A 14,406-nucleotide genomic window follows, 5' to 3' on the forward strand; every position below is an offset into this window, starting at 1 on the left:
GACCCGCATTGTCTCATTCCGAGGAGGCGAATGCTGTGGATATGACGATTACCCGATTTCTCAAGCCGATCGCGGCGCTGACGGCTGTGGCCGCTGTGGCCGTATCCAGCCTTGCGGCGCCTGCCATGGCGCAGAGCGGGCAACAGGTGAGCCGTGACGAACGCTATATTCCGACCATCTGGATCGATCCCGATGGCTGTGAGCATTGGGTGATGGACGACGGTGCCGAAGGGTATATGGATGCCCGCAAGACCCGCGACGGTCGCCCGGTTTGCCACCGGAACGTGTGCGGTGTCGTGCCGACCGATCAGCTTTTCGCCACCGACAAATCGGCGATTTCGGCTTCGGGCCGCAAGTATCTCGAAAGCTTCTTCCGTAACGCGCAGGCCCGCGCCTTCATCATCACCGGGCACACCGACAGTCGCGCCTCGGACGAATACAACATGCGCCTGTCCAAGCGCCGTGCCGAAGCGGTTGCGTCGGTGGCCTCGTCGATCGGGGCAAATGTGCTCTCGGTCAACTGGTATGGCGAGCGTCAGCCGCGTGCCACCAACGGCACTGCCGCCGGCATGGCGCAGAACCGCCGCGTTGAAATCATTTGTGTGAAGTGAGGCAGGCCATGAAAACGATTTCCAAACTCGCCCTGCTCGGTGCGGCTCTTGGACTGGCGGCCTGTGATGGCGTGTCGATCGACAAGACCTTTGACCGCGGCACCGACCGCAAGCACCTGAGCCAACTTCAGGCGGGCGTCTGGATCGACCCCGAAGGATGCGATCACTGGATCATTGACGATGGTGTTGAGGGCTACCTGACCGCCCGAGTCGACGACTATGGTCGTCCGATCTGCTCGGGCGCAGGTCCGGCCTCGACGGCGGTTGGCCCCTACAAATCGGGTTCGGCAGTCCGCGACCCGCTGTGAGATCGTGCAACTGCACAAAAAACAGGCCGTGCGGGTTCCGCGCGGCCTGTTTCATTGCAGAAACATGAAATCTGGGGCGTGATGGGCGAAGATCAAAACAAGGGCTTGCGTGAAAAGGGGGGTGAAGGCACCATATCTTTACCAACCTCTGCCAGGGAGACGTATTTGGGCTTTAGCGCGATCACACCCCCGCCGAACACTCAGGACACGCATGAGACGCTTCTTGAGTTCCCCGACAACCGGCTTCTGATCGACCTGTGCGGTGAATTCGACCGCAACCTGTCCCAGATTGAGCACAAACTCGGCGTGCATATCCTGCGACGCGGCAACCAGCTTGCCATCGTTGGGGCCCCCGAAGCGAAGATGCAAGCCGCGGGCATCCTCCACCACCTCTATCAGCGCCTCGAACAGGGCAAGCCGATCGACGCTGAGGAAATCGACGCCTCGATCCGCATGGCCGATCTGGGCGGTGCGGGTGTCAGCGTGGACGAACAACTCGAAATGTTCGCCGCCGGAAAATACGAGATCCGCACCCGTAAGAAACAGGTTGAGCCCCGCACCGAGGCGCAAAAGCAATACGTCAAGCATCTCTTCGAGCATGAGATGGCCTTCGGGATCGGCCCCGCCGGGACCGGGAAGACCTATCTCGCGGTGGCGGTCGGCGTGACCATGCTCATCGGCGGTCACGTGGACAAGATCATCCTTTCGCGCCCGGCGGTCGAGGCGGGCGAGCGACTGGGCTTCCTGCCCGGAGACATGAAGGACAAGGTCGATCCCTACATGCAGCCGCTTTATGATGCGCTGAACGACTTCCTGCCTGCCAAGCAGCTGGCCAAGCTGATGGAGGAGAAGCGGATCGAGATCGCGCCGCTGGCCTTCATGCGCGGCCGCACCCTGTCGAACGCCTTCGTCGTTCTCGACGAGGCGCAGAACGCGACAACGATGCAGATGAAGATGTTTCTGACGCGTCTGGGGCAGGGCTCGCGCATGGTCATCACCGGCGACCGCAGCCAGGTCGACCTGCCGCGCGGGATGCCCTCGGGGCTCGCGGATGCCGAACGTATTCTGGGCGATGTGTCGGGGATTTCGTTCAACTACTTCACCGCCAAGGATGTCGTGCGCCACCCGCTCGTGGCCAAGATCATCGACGCCTATGAGAAGGGCGAGGAAAACATCTGAGAGAGGGGCGCTGCCCCTCTTCGCCTGACGGCGAATTCACCCCGGGATATTTCCCGCGATTGGAGCCATGCGTTTAACTTCCAATTGCTCCAAATATCCCGGGGGTGAGGCCGCAGGCCGAGGGGGCAGCGCCCCCTTTCCTTTTTTCGGTGGGCGCAGTAACGCGGGCATATGGATATGCAGATCGACATCGACCTTGAGGACCCGCGCTGGGCGACGCTCGACCTTGCGACTCTGGCGGCGCGCGCGGCAATGGGCGTGGCGGCGGATCGTGCCCTTGCGCCGGATCAGTGCGAATTGTCGGTGTTGGGATGCGACGATGCGCGGATCGCCGAGCTGAACGCCGAGTTTCGGGGCAAGCCGGCGCCGACCAACGTGCTAAGCTGGCCCGCCGAGGAGCGAGGCGTCGACCTGCCGGGGCAGGTTCCCGCGGCGCCGGTGCCCGATATGTTCGGCATGATCGCGCTTGGCGATGTGGCTATTGCCTATGAAACATGCCTGCGCGAGGCCGAGGAGCAGCAAAAAACGGCGCAGGACCATGTGACTCATCTTTTGGTCCATGCGATCCTGCATTTATTGGGATACGATCACATCGACGACCAAGATGCCGCACTTATGGAAGAAACTGAGCGGCGTATCCTTGATCGGATGGGGATTGTTAACCCATATGAGTAAGACTGGCGGTCAATCTGGCGGCCTGACGCAATAAATTTGGAAAGGATTCATGGGACAAGTCGCTGACGGAGCATCCTCCGCCAACGCGCCCTCGTCGGAGACCGACGCGGGCGAGAGTTCGTCCGAGCCCGCCTCGCGCGGGTTCTTGGGACGCATTTTTGATGCCTTCGGCTCGGGCGAGGCCGAACCCGCGTCGGCTCCGCTGATCGAGGTGGCCAAGGTCGGCCCGCTGCCCGGTCTGGGCAATCTGCGCCGGATGCGGGTGGGTGATGTCGCGATCCCCAAAGTGGAGATCGTGGCCGTTTCCTCGGACATCACCCGTGATGCCCTTGTCGATGTGTTCCGTGAGCATGGCTATTCGCGCCTGCCGGTCTTCAAGGACACGCTCGACACGCCGCTCGGGCTTGTGCACCTCAAGGATCTCGCGCTGGAGCATGGTTTTGGAAAATCCGGCTCTGGCCGGTTCTCCGTGCGCAAGATCCTGCGTCCGTTGCTTTACGTTCCGCCGTCGATGCCGATCGGCGTTCTGCTTCAGAAGATGCAGGTTCAGCGCATCCACATGGCCCTTGTCATTGACGAATATGGCGGCGTGGACGGGTTGGTCACGCTTGAGGACCTGATCGAGCAGGTCATCGGCGAGATCGAGGACGAGCACGACGAGGCCGAGGGGCTTTACTGGAAAGAGGAAAAACCGGGCCAGTATCTTGTGCAGGCCCGCGCGCCGCTGAGCGAGTTCGAGACCGAGATCGGCCTCAAGCTCGCGCGCCCCGAAGAGGATGACGAGGTCGACTCGCTTGGCGGGCTGGTCTTCATGCAGATCGGTCGCGTGCCCGCGCGCGGCGAGGTGATCGTTGCCGAGAACGGGGTCGAGTATGAGGTGATCGACGCCGATCCGCGCCGGATCAAGCGGCTTCGGGTGCGACTTCCGGGCGTGGCGCCGGCCGAGTGATCATGCAGCTTGCGCGCCTTTTTCGGCCCCCGCTGCGCCCGTGCTGGGCGTCTTTGGGCATGGCTTTGGGTGCGGGTTCGGCGGTGGGCTTGGGGCAGGCGCCGTTGGGCTGGTGGCCAGTGGCGCTGATCGGTCTCGCGGGACTTCTTCGCATGATGGCCGCATCCTTGCGTCCGGGCCAAGTCGCGTGGCTCGGTTTCGCGGCGGGGTTTGGCTATGCGCTCAGCACGCTCTACTGGATCGTGGAGCCCTTCTTCGTCGAGCCGGAGATTTACGGCTGGATGGCACCTTTCGCGCTGGTTCTCATGGCGGCGGGCATGGGGGCGTTCTGGGCGCTGGGAGCAGGTATCGGTGCCTTGGCCGGACAGGGGCGCGCGGCGCGAGGGCTGGGTGCGGCGCTTGGCTTGGCGGGGATGGATGCGCTGCGATCCTATGTTTTCACCGGGTTTCCATGGGCGCTTTTGGGACATGTCTGGATTGATACGCCGGTGGCGCAGGCCGCGGGCTGGATCGGGCCTTTGGGGCTTGGGGCGCTGACGGTCTTGCTCGCGGGCGGTCCGATTGCCGTCTCGACGCGGGGTGCCCGATTGGGCGCGGGCGCGGCTGGAGTGGCCGTCCTCGCGGGGCTTTGGATGTGGGGGGCAGAGCGGCTTTCCGAACCGATGCCTGAACGTTTCGATGCGCCGGTGATCCGCATCGTGCAGCCGAATGCCGAGCAGCATCTCAAATGGTTGCCCGAGCATCGGCTGGAATATTTCTATCGCCATCTCGACCTGACCGCTGCACCGCCCGCCGAGGGTGAGCCGCGCCCCGATCTGATCGTTTGGCCCGAGACGGCCGTGCCTTTCCTGCTTGATCGGGCGGGCGAGGGGCTGGAGATGATCGCGGAGGCCGCAAATGGACGACCTGTCGCGTTGGGCATTCAGCGTTCGGAAGGCGCGCGGTACTACAACTCGCTTGCGGTGATCGCGCCCGATGCAACGGTCGCGGGCCTCTATGACAAGGCGCATCTGGTGCCCTTCGGCGAGTATATCCCCTTTGGCGACGTGATGGCGCGGTTCGGGATCGCCGCCTTTGCCGCACAGCAGGGCAATGGGTATAGCGCCGGTCCGGGCGCGCGGTTGCTCGATCTCGGGGCCTTGGGGAAGGTTGCACCGCTGATCTGCTACGAGGCGATTTTCCCGCAGGATTTGCGTGGCCTTGGCGCGCGGCCCGACTGGCTGTTGCAGGTGACCAATGACGCGTGGTTCGGCAATACCTCCGGCCCGTGGCAGCACCTCGCGCAGGCACGGATGCGGGCGATCGAGCAGGGGCTGCCCATGATGCGCGCGGCCAATACCGGCATCTCGGCCCTGATCGACGCGCGCGGGCAGGTGGTCAAGATGCTGGGCCTTGGCGAGATCGGCACGATTGACGCGCGCCTGCCGCCGGGGCTCGATCAGCCGCCCTATGCCCGCTGGGGGGATTGGCCCGCGCTGGGCTTTATTGTCGCGCTTTGGGCTTTCCTTGCGTTCACCGCGCGAAATCGCGTTGACCGAAAATCAACCTCCCTGTAGGCAAGCTCATCGAACCGTCACAACGGCTTCCTGGCGTGACGGGGATCAACCAATGGAGCACCTCCCAATGACCCGACAGAATTACATCTTCACTTCCGAATCCGTTTCGGAAGGGCACCCCGACAAGGTCTGCGACCGGATTTCCGACGCCGTTCTGGATGCCTTCCTCGCTGAGGAACCCAATGCCCGCGTCGCCTGTGAGACCTTTGCCACCACCAATCAGGTCGTTGTGGGGGGTGAGGTCGGCCTGTCCGATCAGGCGCGCCTCGCCGAGTTCATGGGCCGGATCGACACGATCGTGCGCGATTGCGTCAAGGATATCGGATACGAGCAGGACAAGTTCCACTGGGCGACGCTGCAATTCGCCAACTACCTGCACCCGCAATCGGCCCATATCAGCCAAGGCGTCGACAAGGACGGGGCGGGCGATCAGGGCATCATGTTCGGCTATGCGACCGATGAGACGCCCGAGCTGATGCCGGCGCCGATCCAATATGCCCACGCGATCCTGCGTCGTCTGGCCGAGGCCCGCAAATCGGGCGCCGAGCCGACGCTTGGCCCCGATGCCAAGTCACAGCTTTCGGTGCGCTACGAAGGCGGTAAACCCGTCGGCGTGAGCTCGATCGTGCTCTCGACCCAGCATATGTATGAGAGCCAGACCTCGGACGACATTCGGCAGATCGTCGAGCCCTATATCCGCGAGACCCTGCCCGAGGGCTGGATCACCGAGGAGACCGAGTGGTGGGTGAACCCCACCGGCACTTTCGTGATCGGCGGGCCGGATGGCGATGCGGGTCTGACGGGCCGCAAGATCATCGTCGACACTTATGGTGGGGCCGCACCTCATGGTGGCGGCGCGTTCTCGGGTAAGGACCCGACCAAGGTGGACCGCTCGGCTGCCTATGCCGCGCGCTACCTGGCCAAGAACGTCGTCGCGGCGGGTCTGGCGAAGAAATGCCTCATTCAGGTTTCCTACGCGATCGGCGTGGCGAAACCGCTCTCGATCTACGCTGACACCTACGGCACGGGCGAGGTTCCGGACGAAGAGATCGAGCGCATCGTTGGCCAGTGCATGGACCTGACGCCGCGCGGCATCCGCGAGCATCTGGACCTGCGCCGCCCGATCTACGCGCGCACTGCCGCCTACGGCCATTTCGGTCGCGCGCCCGAGGCGGATGGCGGTTTCTCCTGGGAGAAGACTGACCTCACCGAAGCGCTGAAAAAGGCGCTTTGAGGGGTTTGGCAATGAGATGAAAAGGCGGGCTTCGGCCCGCCTTTTTGTTTGGGCGGAACCCGGGGGGCGCTTCTCCCGGGTTCCGCCTTCGTCCGGAGTAATTCGGGCTTGATGAAAAGGCTTGTTTGCGGGGGGCGGCGCGGGCAGGGTGTGCCGACTGATGAGGGAGGGAACGATGGGTGAGACGGTGCGCTATGCCGCGATCATGTTGGCGGCAGGGATCGGCATTCCGGTTCTCGCGGCGCTCAATGCGCAGCTTGGCGGGCGGATCGGGTCCCCGGTCGTGGCGGCGGTGGTGCTGTTTTGCGTGGCGCTGACGGGGGCGGTGATCGTGATGTTCGCGACCCAGGGGCCACTTGCCTTCCGCCATGTTCCCGCGCAGCCCAAGCATCTGTTCCTTGCGGGGCTTCTGGTGTGCTTCTACGTGCTCTCGGTCACTTGGGTCGCGCCGAAATTCGGGGTGGGCAACGCGGTCTTCTTCGTGCTGATGGGCCAGATGATTTCCGCCGCCATGATCGACCAGTTCGGGTTGTTCGGCGCGATCGAGCGTCCGATCACGCTCATGCGGGCGGCGGGGCTCGGGTCGATGGCGATGGGGCTTGTGTTGATCCTCAAGGCTTGACCGGCGGGCGGGGCGGCGCTAGAGGCGCGGGCCATGAGTGACACGCCCAAAACCCCCGATCATCCCGAGCGCGGCTGGCGCAATTTCTATGGCCGCCGCCATGGGAAAACGCTCAATCAGGCGCAAAAAGACTATCTCGACGAGGATCTCGCCGCGCTGTCTCCCGGTGCGGTGAGCTGGGAGGCGAACCCGACCCGCGAGCCTCTGGACATGGCCGCGCGGTTCCACGGCAAGCCGGTCTGGCTCGAGGTCGGCTTCGGAGGCGGCGAACATCTGGTGCATATGGCCGAGACCTACCCGGAGGTCGAGATCATCGGCTGCGAGCCTTTCATAAACGGTGTCGCGATGCTGCTGGGCAAGATCCGGCGGCTGGCCGTTCAGAACGTGTCCGTGCATCCGGGCGATGCGCGCGACCTGCTGGATGTGCTGCCGGATGGGTCACTAGAGAAGGCGTTTCTGCTTTACCCCGATCCCTGGCCGAAAAAGCGCCACCACCGTCGCCGGTTTGTCACGCAAGAGCATCTGGAACCCCTCTTCCGCAAGCTCAAGCCCGGCGCCGAGTTCCGCATCGCCACCGACATCCCCGATTACGTGCGTCAAAGCATCGAGGAAGTCCCGCAAGCTGGCTTCGTGGCCGAGTTCGAAGTGCCCGCCGCCTTCGATCCCGAGAACCCGGCGGAGGTCTCGGGCGACTGGGACACGCCTTGGTCCGACTGGATCTCGACGCGCTATGAGCAAAAGGCGCTGCGCGAGGGCCGCAAGCCGCATTACCTGACCTATCGCCGCCCCTGAGGGATCGGTTTTTTCGTCGGGGCCAAGGGGCGGGAATTGCCGCCCCTTTTTTCATGCGCTAACAGGGGTCGACCAAAAGGGAGTGAGTGCATGTCCGGCCATGGCGATCCGATTCCGATGACGTCCCGCAAGGGAGGGGCGCTCCGTGGCGTGGCCGAGGTGCCGGGCGACAAGTCGATCAGCCACCGCGCGCTGATCCTTGGGGCGCTGTCCGTTGGCCGGACCGAGATCACCGGGCTTCTTGAAGGGCAGGACGTGCTCGATACGGCCAAGGCGATGCGGGCCTTTGGCGCGACCGTGACCCAGCACGGGCCGGGCGCGTGGTGGGTCGAGGGCGTGGGCGTCGGCGGTTTCGCAGAACCCGATCACGTCATTGATTGCGGCAACTCGGGCACCGGGGTGCGGCTCATCATGGGTTGCATGGCGACAAGCCCGATCACCGCGACTTTCACGGGCGATGCGAGCCTGCGCAAGCGGCCGATGGGGCGGGTGACCGACCCGATCGCGCTGTTCGGGGCGCAGTCCTATGGGCGCGCGGGCGGGCGGCTGCCGATGACCATCGTTGGCGCGGCGGAGCCGGTTCCAGTCAGCTACACCACGCCGATGGCCTCGGCGCAGGTAAAATCGGCGGTTCTGCTGGCGGGGCTGAACGCGCCGGGGCAGACCGTTGTGATCGAGAAGACGCCGACGCGCGATCACACCGAGCGCATGCTGCGCGGCTTTGGCGCCGAGATTACGGTTGAGGATACTGCCGAAGGCCACAAGATCACGCTTCAGGGTCAGCCGGAGCTCAAGGCGCAAACGGTTGCCGTCCCGCGCGATCCCAGTTCGGCGGCCTTCCCGGTCTGTGCGGCGCTTCTGGTGCCGGGTTCGGATATCCTCGTGCCGGGGGTGAGCCAGAACCCGACCCGAAACGGGTTGTTCCTGACGCTCAAGGAAATGGGCGCGGATATCGAATTCCTCAATGAGCGCGAAGAGGGCGGCGAGCCCGTCGCAGACCTGCGCGTCCGTTATTCGGAGCTCCACGGGATCACCGTGCCCGCCGAGCGTGCGGCGGCACAGATTGACGAATATCCGGTGCTTTCGGTGGTCGCGGCCTGCGCGACCGGCACCACGATCATGCCCGGCGTGCATGAGTTGCGCGTCAAGGAAAGTGACCGGATCGACGCCATGGCGCGCGGGCTCGAGGCCTGTGGCGTGCGCATCGAAGAGGATGAGGACACGCTGATCGTGCATGGCATGGGGCCGGGCAATGTGCCGGGTGGGGCGACCTGCGCGACCCATATCGACCACCGGATCGCAATGTCCTTCCTTGTTCTGGGGCTGGCCTCGCAACAACCGATTTCGGTCGATGATGGCTCGCCCATCGCGACCTCCTTCCCGGTCTTTGAGGATCTGATGGCGGGGCTCGGCGCCACCATCGAGCGGGGTGTGGCATGATCACCGGGCACTGCCTCTGTGGCGCGGTCAGCTACCGCGCCGAGGGTTTTGCCAGAGGCGTTCTCGCGTGCCATTGCAGCCAGTGCCGCCGCCAGTCCGGGCATTACGCGGCCTCGATCAAGGTCGACGGACCGCTTGAGGTCACGGGGGACATTCGCTGGTATCACGCTTCGCCAGAGGCGCGGCGCGGCTTTTGCCCCAATTGCGGCTCATACCTGATCTGGACCGATCACGTAGCGAGCTGGGTTACGGCGGGCACGCTGGATGCGCCGACGGGGCTTGAGATCGAGGATCATATCTTCGTTGCCGACAAAGGCGATTACTATGAGATTTGCGACGGTCGCCCGCAATATCCGGGCACGCGCCACGGGGGGACGCCATGAAATTTACCGTGGCCATCGACGGGCCGGCCGCTGCTGGCAAGGGGACGATCTCGCGGCTGATCGCAGCGCGGTTCGGCTTCGCGCATCTCGATACCGGGCTGCTATACCGTGCCGTGGGTGCGAAGGTGGCCGAGGGTGCGGAGGCTATCGAGGCGGCGCAATCTTTGTCCGAGTCTGACCTCGCGCGGGACGATCTGCGCTCGCTCGAGGCAGGGCAGGCGGCCTCGAAAGTAGCGGCGATCCCCGAGGTGCGCAGGGCGCTTCTGGAATTTCAGCGCCGGTTCGCGCGCGCCGAGGGCGGCGCCGTGCTCGACGGGCGCGATATCGGCACGGTGATTTGCCCCGAAGCCGATGTGAAGCTGTTCGTGACTGCGAGCGCCGAAGTTCGGGCGCATCGCCGCTGGCTCGAGGTGGGTGGCGATGAGGCGCAGGTTCTGGCCGAGGTGCGTGAGCGCGACGAGCGCGATATGAACCGCGCCGATGCGCCGCTGCGACCCGCCGAGGATGCGGTGATCATCGACACCTCGGATCTGAGCATCGACGAGGCGGCTGATCGCGCCTGTGCCGAGGTCTTGCGCCACCGCGGGTGATCGGAGACGAAAGGCCACTCAACGGGAAAAGGCTCTTTGCCGGACCCGCGCACGGCGGTATGACTCTGCTCTCTAGATGTTTCGAGGCCCCGCATGTCCCGTTCGACAGGTTACCGCCGCATTCTGTATCGCTCGATTCCGGCAGAGGCGGATTTTCACCGCTCTGATATCGCTATCCTGCGCAGCGCGATCCGTAACAATGCGCGGGTGGGTATCACCGGCTATCTGTGGCGCGCGAATGGTCAGTTCTTTCAGGCGCTTCACGGACCGGAGGCCGCGCTCGAGGTATTGATCGCGAAGATCAAATCCGATCCGCGCCATGCGGAGATGGAGATCCTGCTCGATACCGAGGCTGATCCGCAGACCCCGTTCGCGGAGTGGTCCATGGGGTATGATCACTTTCTGGCGATGGAGCTGGGGGTCGATCTGGAGGAGGGTGACGAACGCCCGTCGCTCTCGCGCGCACAGGCCGAGGAGATCTACGCCCGCATCGCCAGCGCCGCCGAGACCGCGCGGCTGTTCGGATCGGGCTTTCCCTATGCGCGGCGAAGCGGCGAGACCACGGAGTCCTATCTCGAACGTCTGGCTGAAATCGGCTGAGCAGAGCGGCGCGAGAAAAACCACGAAACCCCTTGTGACATTGGTCGATCGCGCCTATACGGGCGCGGTCCGGCAGGGAATGGCGAGTCCATTCCCCGTTTGGCATTTGGATAAGAGACCGGCGGAGCCAACCGCATGGCCAGAAAACTCATGTAAAGGAAACTGAGACGCATGTGCGCTAAAGCAACCATGGAAGAATTCGAAGCCCTCTTGAACGAGAGCCTCGAGATCGACACCCCCCAAGAGGGTTCGGTCGTCAAAGGCAAGGTCATCGCCATCGAGGCGGGCCAGGCCATCATCGATGTCGGCTACAAGATGGAAGGCCGCGTCGAACTCAAAGAATTCGCAAACCCGGGCGAGGCCCCCTCGATCGCCGTTGGCGACGAAGTGGAAGTGTTCCTCGACCGCGTTGAAAACGCCCGCGGCGAAGCCGTCATCTCGCGCGAGAAAGCTCGCCGCGAAGAGGCTTGGGATCGTCTGGAGCAAGCCTATGCGAAAGAAGAGCGCGTCGACGGCGCCATCTTCGGCCGCGTCAAAGGCGGCTTCACGGTCGATCTGGGCGGTGCTGTGGCCTTCCTGCCCGGCTCGCAAGTCGACGTGCGCCCCGTGCGCGACGCTGGCCCGCTCATGGGTCTGAAACAGCCGTTCCAGATCCTGAAAATGGACCGTCGCCGTGGCAACATCGTTGTGTCGCGTCGCGCGATCCTCGAAGAGAGCCGTGCCGAACAGCGCGCCGAAGTCATCGCCAACCTCACCGAAGGCCAAGTGGTCGACGGCGTGGTCAAGAACATCACCGAATACGGTGCGTTCGTTGACCTGGGCGGCGTGGACGGCCTGCTGCACGTCACCGACATGGCATGGCGCCGTGTGAACCACCCGTCGGAAATCCTGACGATCGGCGAAACCGTCAAGGTTCAAGTCGTCAAGATCAACAAAGACACCCACCGCATCTCGCTGGGTATGAAGCAGCTCCAGAACGATCCGTGGGATTCGGTCGAAGACAAGTTCCCGCTGGGTTCGGTCCACAAAGGCCGCGTCACCAACATCACCGACTACGGCGCATTCGTCGAACTCGAAGCCGGTGTCGAAGGTCTGGTCCACGTGTCCGAAATGTCCTGGACCAAGAAAAACGTGCACCCCGGCAAGATCGTTTCGACCTCGCAGGAAGTCGACGTCATGGTGCTCGAGATCGACACCGCCAAGCGTCGCGTGTCGCTCGGCCTCAAGCAAACCATGCGCAACCCGTGGGAAGTCTTTGCTGAGACCCACCCGGTTGGCACCGTCATCGAAGGCGAAGTCAAGAACATCACCGAATTCGGTCTGTTCATCGGCCTCGAGAACGACATTGACGGCATGGTTCACCTGTCGGATCTGAGCTGGGAACAGCGCGGCGAAGACGCGATCCAGAACTACCGCAAAGGCGACATGGTCAAGGCCGCTGTCACCGAAGTGGACGTCGAGAAAGAGCGTATCTCGCTCTCGATCAAGGCGCTCGATGCCGACACGTTCTCGGATGCGGTTGACGGCGTGAAGCGCGGTTCGGTCATCACCGTCGAAGTGACGGCGATCGAAGAGGGTGGCGTCGAAGTCGACTACAACGGCATGAAGTCCTTCATCCGCCGTTCGGACCTCGCCCGTGACCGTGCCGACCAGCGCCCCGAGCGCTTCCAGGTCGGTGACAAGGTCGACGTGCGCGTGACCAACGTGGACTCGAAAACCCGCCGTCTGGGCGTGTCGATCAAGGCCCGCGAGATCGCAGAAGAGAAAGAAGCCGTGGAACAATACGGCTCGTCGGACTCGGGTGCATCGCTGGGTGATATCCTCGGCGCAGCGCTCAAAGGCGACAACTAATCGGCCCCACAGGTCGGTTGCAGCCCCGCCCCTCGCAAGGGGGCGGGGCTTTTCCATGCGATTCGCAGATCGTGGTGCAGCGGCCCCGTTGCGCCGCTTCAAGCGGCCCTTCGATGCGGCCTTTCCCGACGGCAACCGGCGCCAATGCGCCGATCTATCCATTCGGCACCCGCGAATTGGATAGTATTTCAAGCCTTTGCTGTTTGTGCGGCGAAAACTTTTCCGTATAGTCAGCAAAACAGAAAAAGATCCGGGTTCTGCCGCCCGGGGGCCCTTGGGGGGAAACCAGATGATCCGATCCGAATTGATCGCCAAGATTTCGGAAGAAAACCCGCACCTGTTTCAGCGGGATGTCGAGAAGATCGTGAACACCATTTTCGAAGAGATCGTTTCGGCGCTCTCGCGGGGCGACCGGGTCGAACTGCGGGGCTTCGGGGCGTTCTCGGTGAAGAAGCGCGACGCGCGCACCGGGCGCAATCCGCGCACCGGCACCGCCGTTCAGGTCGATGAAAAGCACGTGCCCTTCTTCAAGACCGGCAAACTGCTGCGCGACCGGCTGAACGGTGACGAGGGCTGAGATGTTCAAACTGCTTCGCCTGCTGTTTCTGGGCGCGATTGCCCTGATCCTGATCGCGGTGGCGCTGGCCAACCGCTCGGTGGTGACGTTGCAACTCCTGCCCGATGAGATCGCGCCCTATGTCGGTTCGAACTGGTCGCTGCCGGTGCCGCTGTTTCTTGTGATTTTTGCGAGCATTCTGGTCGGGCTGCTGATCGGCTTTGTCTGGGAATGGCTGCGCGAATACAAGATCCGCTCGACCGCAGTGAAGGCGACGCGCAAGGCGCAGTATCTCGAGAAAGAGGTCGACCGGCTCAAGACCCGGACCCAAGGTCCCAAGGACGAGGTTCTGGCGCTCCTCGACGCGCCCTCGCGCTGATCCGATGACCACCCGTGTCAAGATCTGCGGGCTGCGAGAACCGGCCCATGTGGCCGTGGCCGCAGAGGCGGGCGCGGCCTATATCGGGCTTGTGTTCTTCGAGAAATCCCCGCGCCATGTGAGCATTACCGAAGCACGTAATCTGGCCCTCGAAGTGCCGCCGGGTGTGGCCAAGGTCGCGCTGGTCGTGAATGCGAGCGACGAAGAGCTCGGGGCGATTCTGGATCGCGTGCCGCTCGATATGCTCCAACTGCACGGCCGCGAGACGCCCGCACGTGTGGCAGAGATCCGCGCGCGTTTCGGTCTGCCGGTGATGAAGGCTCTGGGCGTGGCCGAGGCGTCCGATCTTGCGGTGCTGCCCGACTACGAGGCCGTGGCCGATCAGATCCTGCTCGACGCCAAGGCTCCCAAGGGCGCGGCGCTGCCCGGCGGGAATGGGCTGGCCTTTGACTGGCGGCTGGTCGCAGGGCAGGTCTTCGAGAAGCCTTGGATGCTCGCGGGCGGCTTGACGCCCGACAACGTTGCCGAAGCCATCGCCCGCACTGGCGCGCGTCAGGTCGATGTCTCCTCTGGCGTCGAAAGCGCCCCCGGCGTCAAGGACCCGGCCTTGATCCGTGCCTTTATCGCCGCGGCGCAGGGCTGAGCCCGCTTTACCCCGCGGCCCATTCGCAGTAATCCCGC

At 63.8% G+C, this 14,406-nt stretch carries 17 protein-coding genes and 1 riboswitch; all 17 genes read left to right on the forward strand.

The features are described from left to right. The first annotated feature begins 41 nt into the window (after positions 1 to 41). The 17 genes from P0X85_RS11435 to P0X85_RS11515 all read left to right on the forward strand — a co-directional run bounded on the left by P0X85_RS11435 (position 42) and on the right by P0X85_RS11515 (position 14,368). Positions 42 to 611, forward strand: coding sequence for an OmpA family protein (locus P0X85_RS11435; RefSeq protein ID WP_275813174.1), 570 nt, complete (start codon positions 42 to 44; stop codon positions 609 to 611). Positions 612 to 619: 8 nt separating this feature from the next. Continuing rightward, a complete protein-coding gene (locus tag P0X85_RS11440) occupies positions 620 to 919 on the forward strand; it encodes a hypothetical protein (RefSeq protein WP_275813177.1) in 300 nt (99 codons plus the stop codon). 165 nt (positions 920 to 1,084) lie between these two features. Then, positions 1,085 to 2,098: a PhoH family protein gene (locus P0X85_RS11445; RefSeq protein ID WP_275813180.1), complete on the forward strand. Its 1,014-nt coding sequence runs from the start codon at positions 1,085 to 1,087 to the stop codon at positions 2,096 to 2,098. Between the two features lie 177 nt (positions 2,099 to 2,275). Continuing rightward, complete coding sequence (gene ybeY, locus P0X85_RS11450; protein WP_275813311.1) at positions 2,276 to 2,773, forward strand: rRNA maturation RNase YbeY; 498 nt, start codon at positions 2,276 to 2,278, stop codon at positions 2,771 to 2,773. Between the two features lie 49 nt (positions 2,774 to 2,822). Then, complete coding sequence (locus P0X85_RS11455; RefSeq protein WP_275813183.1) at positions 2,823 to 3,722, forward strand: hemolysin family protein; 900 nt, start codon at positions 2,823 to 2,825, stop codon at positions 3,720 to 3,722. Positions 3,723 to 3,781: 59 nt separating this feature from the next. Then, the gene (gene lnt / locus P0X85_RS11460; RefSeq protein ID WP_275813186.1) at positions 3,782 to 5,278 is read left to right on the forward strand and encodes an apolipoprotein N-acyltransferase; all 1,497 of its coding nucleotides are present in this window, start codon (positions 3,782 to 3,784) and stop codon (positions 5,276 to 5,278) included. Positions 5,279 to 5,289: 11 nt separating this feature from the next. Beyond that, positions 5,290 to 5,338, forward strand: a riboswitch (SAM-SAH riboswitch). Positions 5,339 to 5,345: 7 nt separating this feature from the next. Continuing rightward, on the forward strand, positions 5,346 to 6,512 hold the full coding sequence (metK, locus tag P0X85_RS11465; RefSeq protein ID WP_275813189.1) for a methionine adenosyltransferase: 1,167 nt from the start codon (positions 5,346 to 5,348) through the stop codon (positions 6,510 to 6,512). Positions 6,513 to 6,687: 175 nt separating this feature from the next. Beyond that, a complete protein-coding gene (locus tag P0X85_RS11470) occupies positions 6,688 to 7,134 on the forward strand; it encodes a DMT family transporter (protein ID WP_275813193.1) in 447 nt (148 codons plus the stop codon). 33 nt (positions 7,135 to 7,167) lie between these two features. Then, entirely contained in the window at positions 7,168 to 7,926 is a 759-nt protein-coding gene (gene trmB, locus P0X85_RS11475; RefSeq protein ID WP_275813195.1) for a tRNA (guanine(46)-N(7))-methyltransferase TrmB, read from the forward strand. A gap of 90 nt (positions 7,927 to 8,016) precedes the next feature. Then, the gene (aroA, locus tag P0X85_RS11480) at positions 8,017 to 9,366 is read left to right on the forward strand and encodes a 3-phosphoshikimate 1-carboxyvinyltransferase (protein WP_275813198.1); all 1,350 of its coding nucleotides are present in this window, start codon (positions 8,017 to 8,019) and stop codon (positions 9,364 to 9,366) included. Beyond that, entirely contained in the window at positions 9,363 to 9,749 is a 387-nt protein-coding gene (locus tag P0X85_RS11485; protein ID WP_275813201.1) for a GFA family protein, read from the forward strand. The genes aroA and P0X85_RS11485 overlap by 4 nt, the downstream gene beginning before the upstream one ends. Further along, a complete protein-coding gene (locus P0X85_RS11490; RefSeq protein WP_275813204.1) occupies positions 9,746 to 10,339 on the forward strand; it encodes a (d)CMP kinase in 594 nt (197 codons plus the stop codon). Before P0X85_RS11485 ends, P0X85_RS11490 begins: the two co-directional genes overlap by 4 nt. Positions 10,340 to 10,432: 93 nt before the next feature. Continuing rightward, positions 10,433 to 10,939 carry a BLUF domain-containing protein gene (locus P0X85_RS11495; RefSeq protein WP_275813207.1) on the forward strand — a complete coding sequence of 169 codons (507 nt, stop codon included), beginning with the start codon at positions 10,433 to 10,435 and terminating at the stop codon, positions 10,937 to 10,939. Between the two features lie 171 nt (positions 10,940 to 11,110). Next, a complete protein-coding gene (rpsA, locus tag P0X85_RS11500; protein ID WP_275813210.1) occupies positions 11,111 to 12,790 on the forward strand; it encodes a 30S ribosomal protein S1 in 1,680 nt (559 codons plus the stop codon). A gap of 289 nt (positions 12,791 to 13,079) precedes the next feature. After that, positions 13,080 to 13,367 (forward strand): integration host factor subunit beta, encoded by a 288-nt coding sequence (ihfB, locus tag P0X85_RS11505; RefSeq protein ID WP_275813213.1) that lies wholly within the window; start codon positions 13,080 to 13,082, stop codon positions 13,365 to 13,367. Between the two features lies 1 nt (position 13,368). Further along, complete coding sequence (locus P0X85_RS11510) at positions 13,369 to 13,725, forward strand: LapA family protein (RefSeq protein ID WP_275813216.1); 357 nt, start codon at positions 13,369 to 13,371, stop codon at positions 13,723 to 13,725. A gap of 4 nt (positions 13,726 to 13,729) precedes the next feature. Beyond that, positions 13,730 to 14,368 (forward strand): phosphoribosylanthranilate isomerase, encoded by a 639-nt coding sequence (locus P0X85_RS11515; protein WP_275813219.1) that lies wholly within the window; start codon positions 13,730 to 13,732, stop codon positions 14,366 to 14,368. Positions 14,369 to 14,406 lie beyond the last annotated feature (38 nt).

Origin of the sequence: Pseudothioclava nitratireducens (assembly GCF_029210495.1) — a bacterium.
Taxonomy (GTDB): Bacteria; Pseudomonadota; Alphaproteobacteria; order Rhodobacterales; family Rhodobacteraceae; genus Pseudothioclava; species Pseudothioclava nitratireducens.